We start from the raw sequence: 16573 nt of genomic DNA, 5'->3' as shown, positions 1-16573 counted from the left end.
ACAATGTCCACTAACGCAATGTCCACCTACAGAGTGTCCACCAAGAGGGACTTGTCCCCAGCAGGAACGGGTTGTCCCCACCAGCAACATCAAGGGCCTCCGCCGCGCGCTGGGGCCGCAGAGGAGCGCGCATGACCCCGGAGAACGGCACCATCATCGGCGACGACGGCCTGGCCCGCCCGGCATGGGCCTCCGTGGATCCGCTCCTGCGCGAGTACTACGACCATGAATGGGGAATCCCCGTCCGCGACGAGCAGGGCATGTACGAGCGCATCAGCCTCGAGGGCTTCCAGGCCGGCCTGTCCTGGGCCACCATCCTGCGCAAGCGCCCCGGCTTCCGGGTGGCCTTCCTGGACTTCCATCCGGAGAGCGTCGCAGCGTTCACCGAGGACGACGTCGAACGTCTCATGCTGGACTCCGGCATCGTGCGGAACCGGCTCAAGATCCGGGCCACCATCACCAACGCCAAGGCAACCATCGCCCTGCGCCAGGAAGGCGGTCTGGTGGACTTCGTCTGGTCCTTCCGCCCGGACACGACGCCGGAGCCACGGACCCTCGGTGAGGTGCCCACGCAGTCACCGGAATCTGTCGCCTTGTCCAAGGCGCTGCGCAAGAAGGGTTTCGCCTTCGTCGGGCCCACCACCATGTATGCACTCATGGAAGCCGTGGGGATCATCGACACGCACCTGGTGGACAGCCACCGCCGGGGAAGCTCGGGTGTTTGGGGCTGAGTGAGGTTTGGGGCTGAGTGAGGTTTGAGGCCGGGCAAGGCCTGATCTCCCCAGCTGCTGTCCACAGAGTGCGTAACTTTATCCACAGGCGTGGATAACTTATGTGGACATCCATGGATTACTGGGGAAAAGCACCGCCATGGCAGGAATCTTGGTCACCTTCATGCCGGTGGGCCGATTATGCCCAATGTGCACAACACTGTGGATAGTGGCTGCGGCTTCATGGATTGTTCATCCTGGGGGATTGAAATCTTCACATGCCGGCTATTGCGTGCATTTTCACGCAGGCATCCAGGCCCCCTGCGGCCCCGTCCTGCCGGCGGGGGGAGCCCCGCGGTGTTACCCACTTAACAACAGGCCGCTACCCACAAGTTATCCACAGATGGGGATAACCACCCGACTACATCCTGAAAATCCGCCCCAATACTGGGATCCAGGGCCCATCGCAGGCCATGAACTACAACTGTGTAAGTTATTAACATTGTTGATAACCCTGTTGATAGCGGCCCGATCTGCCGCTTGCCGACAAGTTTTTCCACAACCATCCCGCGAAACCCGCAGTTGTCCACAAAATCACCAGGCTGTGGGTGAAGGTTATCCACAGTTGTGGACTGGGAGGTGAGGAAACGCAGCCGGTTCAGCTGTGCCAGGCTTTTTTCAGGGGAAGGCGCAGGAACTACAAGTGTGTAAGTTACGCACAATGTGGATAACGACTGTGGAAAACTTCCAGGCAACACGGAATGGCCGCATGGCAGCAGGGGAAAGCAGAGGGAAAAGGCTAGCCCGTCGTAATGCGGAACCAAGCGGCCAGGGCCAACAGGACGAGCACCAGGACCAGCCCGGCGGCCTGCAGCAGGCTGCGGTTCTTGCCCCGCGGGGCGTAGGCGATGACGGCGGCGCTCAGTGCACCGGTCACCAGACCGCCCAGGTGGGCCTGCCAGGCGATGCTGGGCACCATGAACCCGATCACACCGTTGATCGCGATCAGGATCCAGAGCTGCCTGGTATCGCCGCCGCGGTGCCGCTGGACCACCAGCATGGCGCCGAACAGGCCGAAGATGGCTCCTGAGGCACCCACCACGCCCACAAGCGGGAACGTGGGCGTCAGCAGCAGGTAGCCAAGCGACCCGCCGACCGCGGACAGCAGGTAAAGGGCCAGGAAGCGGATGCGTCCCAGGAGGGGCTCAAGGGCCTGGCCAAAGATCCACAGTGTGTACATGTTCAGCACGATGTGGAGGAGCAGATCCTGCGAATGCAGGAAGGCGGCCGTCAGCATGCGCCACGGCTCGGTGGGGGCAAAGGCGTTCGCGAAGGCAAACTCCTGGAACACCGCGTCCTTGGGGATCAGCCACTGCAGGACGTAGACCACAACGCACAGCGCGATGATCAGGTACGTCACCAGGGGCCGGCCAGCGGCGAGGGCGCCGCCGTAGACCGACTGGACGCCCGGCGTCGTGCGCTTTGTTTCATTGACGCAGTCAATGCATTGGAACCCGACGGCGGCCGCCCGCTGGCATTCGGGGCACGCTGGGCGCCCGCAACGCTGGCACCGGACATAGGAAGGCCTGTCCGGGTGCCGGGGACACACGGGGATGTCTGCGGACGGCTCTGCCGCCGGGATTCCGTAACTCATTTGCTCAGTTCTTTTTGTTGGCAGCCAGCCAGCCAGGCCGGCCTGCTGCGACTAGAGCTGTACGACGTCGATGCTGTTGATGACAACATCTTCAACAGGGCGGTCGCCCATGCCGGTGCGGACGGCCTCGATGGCGTCGACAACCTTGCGGGACTCTTCGTCCACAACTTCGCCGAAGATGCTGTGCTTGCCGAACAGCCAGTCGGTGTTGACGGTGGTGATGAAGAACTGCGAACCATTGGTGCCCTTGCCCATCTGGATGCCGGCGTTCGCCATGGCCAGCTTGTAAGGGGAGTTGAAGTTCAGTTCCGGGTGGATTTCGTCGTCGAACTTGTAGCCCGGTCCGCCCACGCCACGGCCCAGCGGATCGCCGGCCTGGATCATGAAGTCCTTGATGATGCGGTGGAAGATAGTGCCGTTGTACAGCGGGGTACCGGTCTTGTCTTCGCCGGTTTCCGGGTGCGTCCAGGACTTTTCACCCGTGGCCAGGCCTACGAAGTTGGCGACCGTCTTGGGGGCGTGGTTGCCGAAGAGGTCAACCACGATGTCGCCGAGGTTCGTGTGGATGGTTGCTTTTGCGGTTGCGATGGTCATAGCCACATTCTTTCATGCAGGGTCAACGTACAAGGAGCCGTGGGAGCGGTTCCGCGCTCGGTGAAATCTTCTACCAATCCGCCAGATGGATAGCCCGTGCGGGTCAGGCGACGTAGGCTAACAACAAATCAGCACGTGTATCGGGAGGTAGTTGTGAAAAAATCGGACCGGATTGCCCGCGACCTTGAACACTCCGTCGCAGCGGGTGTGGACAACGCCCGTGACTGGGCCGCGCCCCGCGTCGAAGCAGCCGTGCATTGGGCGGTTCCCCGCCTGCAGCACGGCATCGACACCGCTTCCCCGAAGATCCAGGAGGGTCTGAAGACAGCAGCACACAACCTCGCCGACGGCGTCGCAACCGTTACGCCGCGCCTCCAGGAAGGCCTGGCGAACCTCGCGCCGAAGATCCACGATGCCGTGGATGACGCCACGCCGAAGATCCAGGACGCCCTCAACAAGGCCACTCCTGCGCTTGAGCACGCGCGGGACAAGGTTGTGGAGGATTACTTGCCGAAGCTCTCCGAGCAGCTTGGACACGCCTCGGAGGTCGTCCACCATGCGCTGGAGAACGCCCCAGCCCAGGTTGATGCAGTGGCCCAGAAGCTGGTGGACGCCGGTGTTGTGCACACCCTGCAGGACCAGGCCCAGACGGCCGGATCCCAGCTGAAGGTCGTGGCCGGGGAAGCCTCCAAGGCCGTCAGCGCAGAACTCACCCGGCCTCGCAAGCCCAAGAAGCGGGGCCTGCTGATCGTTACCGTCATCGCCGCGGCCGTGGCTGCGGGCGTTGCCGCCTGGAAGGCTTCCAAGCCTGTCGAGGATCCGTGGAAGACTCCGGTTCCGGTCACCCCGGCCCCGGCGCCCTCCGCGTCCACCGCTGCCACTGCCACTGCCGGCCCCGTAGCTAGCCCCGGCCCCGTGGCCGAAGCAAAGGAAGCCATCAAGGAGGCCGCAGAGGAGATCGCGGAAAAGGTCCAGCACACCGCTGAGGAGGCCAAGGAGACGGCCGCCAAGGTTGCCACCGATGCCAAGACCGCCGTCAAGAACATCGCCGCCAGCCTGCACAAGGAATCCGAGGGCAAGGCTCCCGAGAGCACGTCTTCAGGGGACCCGGACGCCAAATAGTCCGCGCGGCGGACGGGCCCTGTAGCCCGCATCCGCAAGCATTTTGAGGGGATCCCGGCACCGCCGGGGTCCCCTCAGTGTTTACCCAGACGTAACCCGGCCTCCGTCAATGTCCCGCGGCGTGATGTTAGATTTGTGGGTGATGTCAGCCGATAGATCCACCCAAGATGTACTCCGTGACGCCCCCGCCAAGCCGGGCGTTTCCATCGTTATCCCGGCTTACAACGAGGAATCCGTCATCAGGCAGTGCCTCATCGCCGCCATCTACCAGTCGGTTCCGGCTGACGAGATCATCGTGGTGGACAACAAGTCCACGGACCGCACGGCCCCGATCGTGCGCCAGATGCAGCAGGAATACCCTGAGAGCCCCATCATCCTGCTCAGCCAGGATGAGTCCCAGGGCCTGATCCCCACCCGCAACTTCGGCCTCAACCATGCCGCCGGGGAGGTCCTGGGCCGCATCGACGCGGATTCCGTCCTCGAACCGGACTGGGTGGAACAGGTGCAGAACGCCTTTATGGACCCCTCAGTGCAGGCCGCCACCGGCCCCGTGGTCTACTACGACATGCCCATGCGCCGCTTCGGTCTCAAGGCCGACGACAAGATGCGCCAGCTCATGCTCCGCCTGGCCAAGCACCAATACCACTTCCTGTTCGGCTCCAACATGGCGCTGCGCCGCTCCGCCTGGGAAACCATCCGCGACGAAGCCTGCCTGGACGCGAAGGACGAGATGCACGAGGACATCGACCTCTCGCTGCACCTCGCCGAGCACGACCTCAAGGTGCAGTACTGGCCGCAGATGGTCTCCGGCATGTCTGCGCGCCGCCTGGAAGACTCACCGCGCGATTACCGCTACTACGTGACGCGCTTCGACCGCACCTACAAGGCCCACAACGTCAAGAAGATGGCCCTGAAGGCACCCATGGTGGTGTTCTTCTCCGTCTACTTCCCGGCAAAGATCCTGCGCGCCATCCACACGGCCAACTCCAGCCAGGTGGCCCGCCGGGGCGGCCAGTAGCGCCCGGAGCTGCCCGCGCTGCTGCTGGCCGGTGCCGCTCCTTGCCGGCAGTACTGTCAGTCGGTGCCGAGCCCGGCGACCTTCGCCGCGGAGGCCTCGTCAGCCGCGGTGCCCTTGTTCCGCATCTGGCCCACCACCACGACGGCGAGTCCGGCCAGGATGAGCGCCAGCCCGGCGTAGGTTCCCGCCGGCAGCATCTCGTGCAGGAAGATCGCGGCAAGAATCGCGGCGCCGGGGATCTCCAGCAGGATGATCATGGAGACCAGCAAAGGACTCATGGTCGCCAGGAGGTGGTTGAAGGCGGTGTGCCCCACCAGTTGTGCGCAGACGGTGATGGCCAGAATCCCCAGCCAGCCGCCGGCGTCGAACCCTGTGAGCGGCTGGCCCATGAACAGGGCCAGCACGGCCACCACGGCGGCACACAGGCCGTAGCAGAGCGTTGTGTAGGTCCCGACGCCCATCGTCTGGCGCGCCTTGCCTCCGGCCAGCGTGTAGAGGCCGGCCAGGGCGCCGCCGGCAAGGGCCAGCAGGTCACCCAGGAGGGCCTCGGGGGAGGAACCCATGTCGAAGCCGGTGATAGCCACGACGCCGCCGAAGGCGATTCCCAGGCCCACCAGGACCGGCCAGCGGTGCCGGGTGCCGCGGAAGAGCTGGAAGACGGCGATCCAGGCCGACTGCAGGCACACGAGGGCGCTGGCGGCCGCCACGGAGGTCAGCTGGAGGGACGTGATGAAGCAGGCGAAGTGCAGTGCCAGCGCGGTGCCTGCGACGGCGGACCACGTGAACTCGCGACGCGTCACCTTGCCGAACTGGCGCGGTTCCCGGACAAGGACCGGCGCGGACATCACTGCCGCGCCGATCGCATTGCGCCAGAAAGCGATGGCCAGGGCGCTGACGGACGTTGCAGCCAGCGTGCCGGCAATGAGCGGGCCCGACGATGCGACACCCAGCACGCCCAGGGCGGCAATAAGAAGATTCACGTTCAAACCCTAATCGAGAGCGGGCAAGCACCACTTAAATGCAAAAGTCCCGGTCATTTCTGACCGGGACTTTTCTTATGGTGGAGGCACGGGGACTCGAACCCCGAACCCCCTGCTTGCAAAGCAGGTGCGCTACCAATTGCGCCATGCCCCCATAAGAAGCAACCCGTCAATCATACACCAGTCATCAGGACGGTTTTCACCATCCGCTTGACGGTCTCCCTTAGCTAGTCAACCGTGTCGGTTGCCTTGCTCCAGACCTCTTTCCGGGCTTCGGACTCCTGCACCTTTTTATAGAGCAGGACGCCTGCGATCGCAGCTGCAACAATCAGCAACTTCTTCACAAGCACCTCATTCCGGTTCAGTGTTACCCGAACCTGCTTAGGTTCCGTGGGCGTACCAGGACTTGAACCTGGGACCTCTTCGTTATCAGCGAAGCGCTCTAACCGCCTGAGCTATACGCCCCGATGCCTCATCGGGCCGAGATATGACTGTACAGCACATCCCGGCCCGATCTCAAATCGAGGCATTTTCACCGCCATTTTGCGGCGATTCCGGCTTATTTCCGGGGTTTTTGGCTAGTCATCCGTGAGGGTGACGCCGATTCCGCCAACCAACGTTGCCGAAATGTTATACAAAACGGCCGAGAGCATGGACAGGGCCGTCAGCAGCACCACGTTCACCACCGCGATGATGGTGGCGAAGGAGGCCACCTGGCCCAGGGAAGCGACCTTCTTCAGTTCGGAGGCACCGCCTTCCGAGCCCGCGAGGGTGCCCAGGAGGCTGTCCACCTGGTTGAAGATGCCGGTGATGTCCAGGACGGTCCACAGCACGATTGCAGCCACCACGGTGACGATGCCCAGAGCCACCGACAGCAAGAACGCCATCTTCAGCACCGACCACGGGTCCACCTTGCTGACCAGCAGGCGCGCGCGGCGCACCTTGGCCTTCGGTGCGGGCTTCACAAGCCCTGGAGTGCCCTGCGCGGGCCGCTGGCCGGGCTGGAGGGGCCGTTGGCCGGGCTGTGCCGGCCTCTGGCCTGCCGGGCGCGCGCCTGCCGGGGCCGGACGCTGGCCAGGGACCGCTGGCCGTGCGCCTGCGGGTCCGGCCGCGGGCCGCTGCTGCGGACGGGCGGGGGCGCCTACCTGCGGGGCGCCGGACGGCTGCCGGATCCCGCCGGGGACGCCTGTGCTCGGCTTGGGATATGAGTCTGGATTACTCACTCGTTACCTCCGGTGTTGTCTTCGTTCAGCTCCGCGCCCGTCCCGTTGTCCGGATCCGCGGTCTCTCCCGATTCTGCCGTTGCGGTCGCCTCAATGGCGCCGCCGTTCGCAGCCAACGTTACGTCATCGTCCTGTACGTCTTCGGATTCTTCGCCCTCGAGCCCGCGTTCGCTGTTGCGTGCCACCTCGATGATGCGGTCATTCTTGTCCGGTTTGGCGAAGATAACGCCCATGGTGTCGCGGCCCTTGGCGGGGACGCCAGCAACGGCGGAACGAACCACCTTGCCGCCTTCCATGACCACCAGGACTTCGTCTTCTTCCTGCACGATCAGCGCGCCCACCAGGTCGCCGCGCTCTTCGGCAAGCTTGGCCACCTTGATGCCCAGCCCGCCGCGGCCCTGGAGCCGGTATTCCTCGACGGCGGTGCGCTTGGCGTAGCCGCCTTCGGTCACCACGAACACGAACGAGCCGTCCTGGACGACGTCGGCCGCCAGCAGTTCGTCGTCTTCACGGAACTTCATGCCCGTGACGCCGGACGTGGCGCGGCCCATGGGACGCAGGGCATCGTCGGTGGCGGTGAAGCGGATGGACTGGCCCTTGCGGGAGACCAGCAGGAGGTCGTCGGTTTCGGACACCAGCTGGGCCGAGACGAGTTCGTCTTCGTCGCGCAGGTTGATGGCTATGACACCGGCGGAACGAGGGGTGTCATAGTCCTCCAGGCGCGTCTTCTTGACGAGGCCGTTCTTGGTGGCCAGGACCAGATACGGGGCCTGCTGGTAGTCGCGCAGGTCCAGAACCTGGGCGATGTGCTCGTCCGGCTGGAAGGCCAGCAGGTTGGCCACGTGCTGGCCCTTGGCGTCGCGTCCAGCTTCGGCCAGTTCGTAGGCCTTGGCGCGGTACACGCGTCCCAGGTTGGTGAAGAAAAGCAGCCAGTGGTGCGTGGTAGTGACGAAGAAGTGCTCCACCACGTCGTCGCCGCGCAGCTGGGCGCCCTTGACGCCCTTGCCGCCGCGCTGCTGCGAGCGGTAGTTGTCGCTGCGGGTGCGCTTGACGTAGCCGCCGCGGGTGATGGTGACCACCATTTCCTCTTCGGGAATCAGGTCCTCGATGGACATGTCCCCGTCGAAGCCCATCAGGACCTTGGTGCGGCGGTCGTCGCCGTGCTTGGCCACGATCTCGGCGAGCTCGGTGCTAATGATCTGGCGCTGGCGCTCCTCGGAGGCCAGGATCGAGTTGTACTCGGTGATCAGGGCTTCCAGTTCAGCGTGGCGTTCCTGGATCTTCTGGCGTTCCAGGGCGGCCAGGCGGCGCAGCTGCATGTCCAGGATGGCGCGGGCCTGGAGCTCGTCGATGTCCAGCAGCCCCATGAGGCCGTCGCGCGCGGCCTCGGTGGTGTTGGAGGCGCGGATGAGGGCGATGACCTCGTCCAACATGTCCAGGGCCTTCAGGAGAGCGCGCAGGATGTGCGCTTCCTCCTCGGCCTTGCGCAGGCGGTAGCGTGTCCGGCGTGCGATGACGTCCAGCTGGTGCGTGACCCAGTGCCGGATGAAGGCATCCAGGCTCAGCGTGCGGGGCACGCCGTCCACGATGGCCAGCATGTTGGCCGCGAAGTTGTCCTGCAGCTGCGTGTGCTTGTACAGGTTGTTCAGGACCACCTTGGCGACGGCGTCGCGCTTGAGCACGATCACCAAGCGCTGGCCGGTACGGCCGGAGGTCTCGTCGCGGAGGTCGGCGATGCCCGAGATCTTGCCGTCCTTGACGAGCTCAGCGATCTTGATGGCCAAGTTGTCCGGGTTGGCCTGGTAGGGCAGCTCGGTGACCACCAGGCAGGTGCGGCCCTGGAGCTCCTCCACGTTGACCACGGCACGCATGGTGATCGAGCCGCGGCCCGTGCGGTAGGCGTCCTCAATGCCCTTGTGGCCCAGGATCGTGGCGCCCGTGGGGAAGTCCGGTCCCTTGATGCGCAGGATCAGCTCTTCGAGCAGCTCCTCGCGGCTGGCGGCGGGGTTGGCCAGGTACCACTGCACACCATCTGCCACTTCGCGCAGGTTATGCGGCGGGATGTTGGTGGCCATGCCGACGGCGATCCCGGACGAGCCATTGACCAGCAGGTTCGGGAAACGCGCCGGCAGGATGGTGGGTTCCTGGTTCTTGCCGTCATAGTTGTCCTGGAAATCGACGGTTTCCTCGTCAATGTCGCGGACCATCTCCATCGCCAGCGGAGCCATCTTGGTTTCGGTGTACCGGGGTGCTGCCGCGCCGTCGTTGCCGGGCGAACCGAAGTTCCCCTGGCCGAGGGCCAGCGGGTAGCGCATGGTCCAGTCCTGGATCAGGCGGACCAGGGCATCGTAGATGGCGGTGTCGCCGTGCGGGTGGTACTGGCCCATGACCTCGCCCACCACGCGGGCGCACTTGTTGAAGGAGCGCTCCGGGCGGTAGCCGCCGTCGAACATCGCGTACAGCACGCGGCGGTGGACGGGCTTCAGGCCGTCACGGACGTCCGGAAGGGCACGGCCGACGATGACGGCCATGGCGTAGTCGAGGTAGGAACGCTGCATTTCCGTCTGCAGGTCCACCTGCTCCACGCGGTCAATCAGCAGATCACCCTCAAGAACGGCTTCCGGGGTGCCGGGCGATTCAGCGGGAACCTCGGGTGTTTCGTCACTCATTGTCTATGTTTTCCGTTTCAGGTATATGTCGGTCCAGGACTACTTCGTCGGCGCCAGCCGCTAGATGTCGAGGAACCGAACGTCCTTGGCGTTCTGCTGAATGAAGTTTCTGCGCGATTCGACGTCCTCGCCCATCAGGGTGGAGAAGATCTGGTCCGCGGCCAGAGCGTCATCCATGGTCACCTGAAGCAGGGTCCGGTGGTCCGGGTCCATGGTGGTGTCCCACAGCTCCGTGTAGTCCATTTCGCCGAGGCCCTTGTAGCGCTGGATGCCGTTGTCCTTCGGAATGCGGCGGCCGGCAGCCTGGCCGGAGAGCATCTTGGCGTCACGTTCGCGGTCGCTGTACACGTAGTCATGCGGGGCATTCGACCACTTGATCCGGTACAGCGGCGGCTGGGCCAGGTAGACGTAGCCGTTTTCGATCAGCGGACGCATGTAGCGGAAGAGCAGCGTCATCAACAGGGTGGTGATGTGCTGGCCGTCAACGTCGGCATCGGCCATCAGGACGATCTTGTGGTAGCGCAGCTTGGCAAGGTCGAAGTCCTCCCCAATGCCGGTGCCGAACGCCGTGATCATGGACTGGACTTCGGCGTTGCCCAGGGCCTTGTCCAGCCGGGCCCGCTCCACATTCAGGATCTTTCCACGCAACGGCAGAATGGCCTGGGTCTCGGGGTTGCGGCCGCGCTTGGCGGAACCGCCGGCCGAGTCGCCCTCCACGATGTAGACCTCGCAGCGTGAGGGGTCCTTGGAGGAGCAGTCGGAGAGCTTGCCCGGCATGCCGAAGGACTCCAGCGGGCTCTTACGGCGGGCGTTGTCGCGGGCCTTGCGGGCCGCCATGCGAGCCTGGGACGCCTGGATGGCCTTGCGGATGACGTCGCGGGCGGGGCCGGGGTTGCGTTCCAGCCAGTCGCCGAGCTGGTCGGTGACCACGCGCTGGACGAAGCCCTTGACCTCGGAGTTGCCCAGCTTGGTCTTGGTCTGGCCTTCGAACTGCGGTTCGGCGAGCTTGACCGAGATGACGGCGGTAAGGCCTTCACGGATGTCGTCACCCGTCAGGTTGTCTTCCTTTTCCTTGATGATGCTCTTCTCGCGCGCATAGCGGTTGATGAGCGAGGTCATCGCAGCACGGAAGCCTTCTTCGTGGGTGCCGCCCTCGTGGGTGTTGATGGTGTTGGCGTAGGTGTGGACGCTCTCGGAGTACGCGGTGGTCCACTGCATGGCCATTTCGACGGCGATGTGCCGCTCGGTGTCCTCGGTCTCGAAGGCGATGACGTCCTCGTGGACCACCTCCACCTTCTTGTTCGAGTTCAGGTGCTTGACGTAGTCCAGCAGGCCGTCGTTGTACTGGTAGACAACAGTGCGGTGCTCGGCGGGGACTTCGCCGTCGGTGGCTACGGCGTCGAGGTCCAAGTCGTCCTCGGAGGCGCTCTGCACGGGGCGTTCGTCCGTCAGCGTGATCTTCAGGCCCTTGTTCAGGAAGGCCATCTGCTGGAAGCGTGCGCGCAGGGTTTCGAAGTCGAAGACGGTGGAATCGAAGATGGTGCCGTCCGGGTAGAACGTCTGCGTGGTACCCGTCTCGGTGGTGGCTTCGCCCTGGACGAGCCCGCCCTGCGGCTTGCCGCCGTCGGCGAAGGACATGCGCCAGACGTGACCTTGGCGGCGGACCTCGGTGTCCACGCGGCGGGAGAGCGCGTTGACCACGGAGATGCCCACGCCGTGGAGGCCGCCGGAGACGGCGTAGCCGCCGCCGCCGAACTTGCCACCGGCATGCAGGATGGTCATGACCACCTCGACCGTGGGCTTGCCCTCGCTGGGGTGGATGTCCACGGGGATACCGCGGCCGTCGTCCACCACTTTCACACCGCCGTCGGCCCGGAGGGTAACCTCGATGTGGCTGCAGTAGCCGGCCAGGGCCTCATCGACAGAGTTGTCCACGACTTCATATACCAGGTGGTGGAGACCGCGCGGACCGGTGGAACCGATGTACATGCCAGGGCGCTTGCGCACGGCTTCGAGGCCTTCAAGCACGGTGATGTCGCTGGCACCGTATTCCCTGGGTGCCTCCGCGGTCGTGTCCGCTTTGGAGGCGTTCTCCTCTTCGGGCTCTACTGCCAAGGTCTCTGCATTGTCGTTAGCCACAGGCGCTTTCGACTCCTCTGTACTCGATGATGGCCGTTCCCGGATCTGCCCGCAGTGAACCGCGGGCGCCAACAGGGACGTGACTGATAGCGCCGATGCCTCGGTTGGCTGGTGATCCGATCCCATCTTCTGGAAATCCGACTCCGTCAACGTTGCACCGGCGCCCAGTTATCTATGCCGATTCTACCGTGAAATAGGGCTTTTCCCCGCCAATACGGGGCCAGACGGACTGGGAAAGTGCCCTTGGGAGGCCGCTGGCCCCCGCTGGAAGGGCCCTTTAGTGGGTCAGCTGGGTGCCTATACGGCCCGGGGGCGTTGAATCGCCCTGCACGGCGTCCAGCCAGCGGCAGGTTCGGCCGACGACGGCGGCACCGCGTCCGGCGCGGAACGCGTCTTCCCCCGGGATGCCTCAGCCGTAGGTGTCGCGGGGGCCGCGGCCGTTGACGCTGCGGCCGCCCTTGCGCCAGCTCGGCGCCGAGGGGCCAAGAACCTGGATGCTCGTGACCACGCCGTCGCCCAGTTCCTTGCGGAACATCTCCAGCAGGCTCATGCTCAGCAGCCGGAGCTGGGTGGCCCAGGCCGTGGAATCGCAGCGCACATGAAGGGTGGTGTCCGTGAAACTTTCCGGGGTGCAGTGGGCCGAGATTTCCGGGCCCACCAGGGTGTCCCATTCCGCCATGACGGAGCCCACGGCCACCGGCGAGGTCCAGCCGCGTTCGGCCACGAGCCGGCCCACCACCTTGCCCAGGCCCAAGGGATCCCGGCCGCTGCCATGGAACTGGGTGAAGCCGCGGGTATCCCGCAGGCCCTTCCGCTTGGGCGCTGCCCCGGAACGCGGGGCGCGCTGCCGGACTTCGCCACGGGCCGTGGCGGCGTCGCGCATGCGGTTCAGCGCGGCCTGGGCGGCGTCGATTTCGTCCGGTTCCCGGCCGGGCTGGAGTCCGTCGCGGCTATCCTTCGCCATCGATGCCTCCCGGAACAACGGTTACGCGCCGTCCGGCCAGCTCCTCCGGGATGTCGGCGTCGACGGCGGCTGTCACCAGGACCTGTTCGGCTCCGGCAACTATTGCTGCCAGTTTACGCCGCCGCTGCACATCCAGTTCGGCGAACACGTCGTCCAGAATCAGGATCGGGGCGGTGCCGCCGGTCCTGGTGTCATCCAGCATCACGTAGTAGGAGGCAAGCCTCAGGGCCAGGCACATGGACCAGGTTTCGCCGTGCGAGGCGTAACCCTTGGCAGGGGCCTCGCCAAGGACCAGTTCGAGCTCGTCGCGGTGCGGGCCGACCAGCGAAATCCCGCGCTCCAGTTCCCTGCGGCGGGACGCCGCGAAGGCCTGGACATAGCGCTCGGTAAGCTGCTCCACGGACAGCAGCCGGAGGTCCTCCACCGACGCCGAAGGTGCCGGGGAGTGGTCGTCCGGGCGCTCGGCCGGGCCGCCGTCGTCGTCGAGGACGCCTTGGATCGTGGAGCGGTACACGGCGCCGGCCGTTTTGGAACCGTCCGTGAGCTTGGCGTACGCGCTGTCCAGGTGCGGGCGAAGCCGCTCCACGAGCTCCAGGCGGGCGTGCAGCAGCTCGGCCCCGGCGCGCGCCATGTGCTGGTCCCACACCTCAAGGGTGGCCTCGTGGCTGGCCGAGAATTTTCCGGCGCGGGCGGATTTCAGCAGGGCATTGCGCTGTTTGAGCACACGGTCGTAGTCGCTGCGGGTGGCTGCATGCCGCGGCACAAGGCTGACCAGGAGTTCATCAAGGAAACGCCGCCGGTTGGACGGATCGCCCTTGACCAGGGCGAGGTCCTCGGGGGCAAACAGCACGGTCTGGCAGATGCCCAGGAGGTCCCGGGCACGTACCGGATTGCCTCGGTTGATGCGCCCGCGGTTGGCCCGGCCGGCGTTGATTTCGAGTTCGATCACCGTTGACTGTTCGCCGCGGACCAGCTTGGCCCGGATCAGGGCGCGCTCAGTTCCGAAGCGCAGCAGCGGCCCGTCCGTGCTGACGCGGTGCGAACTGAGGCTTGCCAGGTAGCCGATGGCTTCCATGAGGTTCGTCTTGCCGATGCCGTTGGCTCCCACCAGGACGGTGACGCCGGGGCCGAGCTTCAGGTCGACCTGCGCATAGCTGCGGAAATCGGTGAGCGAAAGATGTTCTAGGTACACGCCTGCTGCTGGACTCCCGCGGCCTAGCTGGCCGGACGCGTGGCGTGGCCGCCGAACTGATGGCGCAGCGCCGAGACCATCTTCATGGCCGGGGAGCTGTCCTCGCGGGACGAGAACCGTGCAAAGAGCGCGGCCGTGATGGCCGGTGCCGGGACTGCGTTGGCGATGGCTTCCTCCACGGTCCAGCGGCCTTCGCCGGAGTCTTCCACGTAGTCATCGATCGATGCCAGGCCCGGATCCTCGTCGAGGGCCTTGACCATGAGGTCCAGCAGCCAGGAGCGCACCACGGTTCCCTTTTGCCAGGCGCGGAACGTGCCGGGGAGGTCCTTGACGATGTCCTTGGCGGCGAGTAGTTCGTAGCCTTCGGCGTAGGCCTGCATCAGGCCGTACTCGATGCCGTTGTGGACCATCTTGGCGTAGTGGCCTGCGCCGACGCCGCCCACGTGCACAAAGCTGTCGGCGCGGTCGCCTTCGGGGCGGAGGGCGTCGAACACCGGCATGGCCAGGGCGATGTCCTCGTCTGCGCCGCCGGCCATGAGGCCGTAGCCGTTCTGGAGGCCCCAGACCCCGCCGGAGACGCCGCAGTCGGCGAAGCGGATGCCCTTCTCGGCCAGTGCAGCAGCGTGTTTCTGGTCTTCGGTGAAGCGCGAGTTGCCGCCGTCGATCACGAGGTCGCCGGGGCTGAGCTTGGCGCCGAGTTCGGTGACCACCGCATCGGTGATGTCGCCGGCCGGAACCATGACCCAGACCAGCCGTGGCGTCGGAAGCGCGGTGATGAGTTCATCCACGGAGGCGACGTCGGTGATGTCCGGGTTGCGGTCGTAGCCCGTGACTTCAATGCCGCCGTTTCGCATGCGTTCCCGCATGTTGAAACCCATTTTTCCAAGGCCGATCAGTCCGATGTGCACGGTGTGAACTCTTTTCTGCGTTGGTGGAGTGGCCCCGGCTAGTTGGGGAGGCGGACCGGCATGACGAGGTAACGGTAGTCGCCCTGGTCGTTGCCGTCGGCCTCGGCCTGGGCAGTGATCATGGCCGGCTTGGGCGCAGTGGTGAAGGAGAACCTGACGTATTTGGTTTCGATGACGCTCAGGCCCTCCACCAGGTAGTGCGGGTTGAAGGCCACGGTGATGTCGTCACCGGATAGCTGGGCTTCGAGTTCTTCGGAGGCCTGGGCGTCTTCGCCGGTACCGGCGTCGAGGTTCAGGAGCCCCTGGGTGAAGGCTAGGCGGACGGGGGTGTTGCGCTCAGCCACGAGGGACACGCGCCGGACGGCTTCCACGAGTTCCTGGGTCTGCACGGTGGCGTGGATCGGCGTGGAATCCGGGAACAGCGAGCGGATCTTGGGGTAGTCGCCGTCCACCAGCAGCGAGGTGGTGGTGCGTCCGCCGCTTTCGAAGCCGATCAACCGGCTGTCGTCGTTGGCGATGGCGAGGTGAATGTCACCGCTGCCACCAAGGGTCTTGGCCACTTCGTTGAGGGTCTTGGACTTTACGAGGGCACTCGTGGAAATGCCCGGAGTGACAGGCTTCCAGGGCACTTCGCGCATGGCGAGCCGGTAACGGTCCGTTGCCAGGAGGGTGATCATGTCGTCCTCGATCTCCATCCGGACACCGGTGAGGATCGGCAGGGTGTCATCCTTGCTGGCCGCGATGATTACCTGGGAAACGGCCTGGGCAAAGGCGTCACCGGGCAGCGTTCCGCTGATTTCCGGCATGGCCGGAAGGGCCGGGTATTCGGACTCCGGCATGGTGGCCAGGTGGAAGCTGCTTCGGCGGCAGCTCAGCGTGACTTTGGTGCCGTCGGTCTCGACGTCCACCGGGGCGGAGGGCAGGCTGCGGCAGATGTCTGCGAGCAGGCGGCCGGAGACCAGGATGGTGCCTTCGGTGGTGATGTCAGCCGGGATTTCCAGGCGTGCGGAGGTCTCGTAGTCAAAGCTCGAGAGGCTGACTGTGCCGGCTTCAGCCTTGAGGAGAAGACCCGAGAGCACCGGAACAGGCGGCCGCGGAGACAACGATCGGGCGGTCCAGGTTACGGCTTCTGCCAGGACGTCCCGTTCGACTCTGAACTTCACGGAAGGGTGCCGCCTTTCATTGCTGCTGCCATGTCCACACCGCGGATCCCTGTTTGGAACCCGTCAAAATCGTCGCGCTCCGGCACCGGAAGCTGCATGGTCAACGCCGTGCGAACCACAAAACAGACCCAGGGATGGGAGCGCTGCTGACAGCTTAGCCGGAAGATCCGCGATTAACCCATCCCCAAGGCTTCGGCCGGTGCTCCGGCACGGCCGCTGGCTGGCCCGGTGGGAGGG

13 protein-coding genes, 2 tRNA genes and 1 pseudogene are annotated in these 16573 nt (G+C 65.1%); 3 read left to right on the top strand and 13 right to left on the bottom strand.

Annotated features, from left to right (window positions below):
- Nucleotides 1-131: 131 nt before the first annotated feature.
- A complete protein-coding gene (locus J1902_RS08295) occupies nt 132-731 on the top strand; it encodes a DNA-3-methyladenine glycosylase I (RefSeq protein ID WP_207615773.1) in 600 nt (199 codons plus the stop codon).
- 778 nt (nt 732-1509) lie between these two features.
- On the opposite strand, the gene J1902_RS08290 is transcribed toward J1902_RS08295, so the two are convergent.
- Nucleotides 1510-2364 carry a rhomboid family intramembrane serine protease gene (locus tag J1902_RS08290; RefSeq protein ID WP_207615772.1) on the bottom strand — a complete coding sequence of 285 codons (855 nt, stop codon included), beginning with the start codon at nt 2362-2364 and terminating at the stop codon, nt 1510-1512.
- Nucleotides 2365-2415: 51 nt separating this feature from the next.
- On the bottom strand, nt 2416-2958 hold the full coding sequence (locus tag J1902_RS08285; protein WP_207615771.1) for a peptidylprolyl isomerase: 543 nt from the start codon (nt 2956-2958) through the stop codon (nt 2416-2418).
- Between the two features lie 153 nt (nt 2959-3111).
- On the opposite strand from J1902_RS08285, the gene J1902_RS08280 reads away from it, so the two are divergent.
- Nucleotides 3112-4080 carry a hypothetical protein gene (locus J1902_RS08280; protein WP_207615770.1) on the top strand — a complete coding sequence of 323 codons (969 nt, stop codon included), beginning with the start codon at nt 3112-3114 and terminating at the stop codon, nt 4078-4080.
- A gap of 142 nt (nt 4081-4222) precedes the next feature.
- Nucleotides 4223-5098, top strand: coding sequence for a glycosyltransferase family 2 protein (locus J1902_RS08275; protein ID WP_207615769.1), 876 nt, complete (start codon nt 4223-4225; stop codon nt 5096-5098).
- Between the two features lie 56 nt (nt 5099-5154).
- On the opposite strand, the gene J1902_RS08270 is transcribed toward J1902_RS08275, so the two are convergent.
- From J1902_RS08270 to dnaN, 11 genes and pseudogenes are all read right to left on the bottom strand, one after another.
- Nucleotides 5155-6078: a DMT family transporter gene (locus J1902_RS08270; RefSeq protein ID WP_207615768.1), complete on the bottom strand. Its 924-nt coding sequence runs from the start codon at nt 6076-6078 to the stop codon at nt 5155-5157.
- A 78-nt stretch (nt 6079-6156) separates the two neighbouring features.
- Nucleotides 6157-6232 (bottom strand) — tRNA-Ala (locus J1902_RS08265).
- 73 nt (nt 6233-6305) lie between these two features.
- The gene (locus tag J1902_RS19305) at nt 6306-6422 is read right to left on the bottom strand and encodes a DLW-39 family protein (protein ID WP_258439166.1); all 117 of its coding nucleotides are present in this window, start codon (nt 6420-6422) and stop codon (nt 6306-6308) included.
- A 47-nt stretch (nt 6423-6469) separates the two neighbouring features.
- Nucleotides 6470-6543: transfer RNA gene (locus J1902_RS08260), tRNA-Ile, on the bottom strand.
- 113 nt (nt 6544-6656) lie between these two features.
- Nucleotides 6657-7301, bottom strand: coding sequence for a DUF3566 domain-containing protein (locus tag J1902_RS08255; protein ID WP_207615767.1), 645 nt, complete (start codon nt 7299-7301; stop codon nt 6657-6659).
- Nucleotides 7298-9970, bottom strand: a complete 2673-nt coding sequence (gene gyrA / locus J1902_RS08250; RefSeq protein WP_207615766.1) for a DNA gyrase subunit A — start codon at nt 9968-9970, stop codon at nt 7298-7300. The genes J1902_RS08255 and gyrA overlap by 4 nt, the downstream gene beginning before the upstream one ends.
- A 60-nt stretch (nt 9971-10030) precedes the next feature.
- Nucleotides 10031-12109, bottom strand: a complete 2079-nt coding sequence (gyrB, locus tag J1902_RS08245) for a DNA topoisomerase (ATP-hydrolyzing) subunit B (protein ID WP_207615765.1) — start codon at nt 12107-12109, stop codon at nt 10031-10033.
- Nucleotides 12110-12518: 409 nt separating this feature from the next.
- Nucleotides 12519-13073 (bottom strand): DciA family protein, encoded by a 555-nt coding sequence (locus J1902_RS08240; RefSeq protein WP_207615764.1) that lies wholly within the window; start codon nt 13071-13073, stop codon nt 12519-12521.
- Nucleotides 13060-14265, bottom strand: coding sequence for a DNA replication/repair protein RecF (gene recF / locus J1902_RS08235; protein ID WP_207615763.1), 1206 nt, complete (start codon nt 14263-14265; stop codon nt 13060-13062). Before recF ends, J1902_RS08240 begins: the two co-directional genes overlap by 14 nt.
- 23 nt (nt 14266-14288) lie before the next feature.
- A pseudogene (gene gnd, locus J1902_RS08230) lies at nt 14289-15200 on the bottom strand (phosphogluconate dehydrogenase (NAD(+)-dependent, decarboxylating)); the annotation flags it as partial.
- 11 nt (nt 15201-15211) lie between these two features.
- Complete coding sequence (dnaN, locus tag J1902_RS08225; RefSeq protein WP_207615761.1) at nt 15212-16336, bottom strand: DNA polymerase III subunit beta; 1125 nt, start codon at nt 16334-16336, stop codon at nt 15212-15214.
- Between the last annotated feature and the right edge of the window lie 237 nt (nt 16337-16573).

It is taken from the genome of Arthrobacter cavernae (genome assembly GCF_017368795.1).
GTDB lineage: Bacteria > Actinomycetota > Actinomycetes > Actinomycetales > Micrococcaceae > Arthrobacter > Arthrobacter cavernae.
This window is presented reverse-complemented; position numbering and strand designations above follow the sequence as displayed.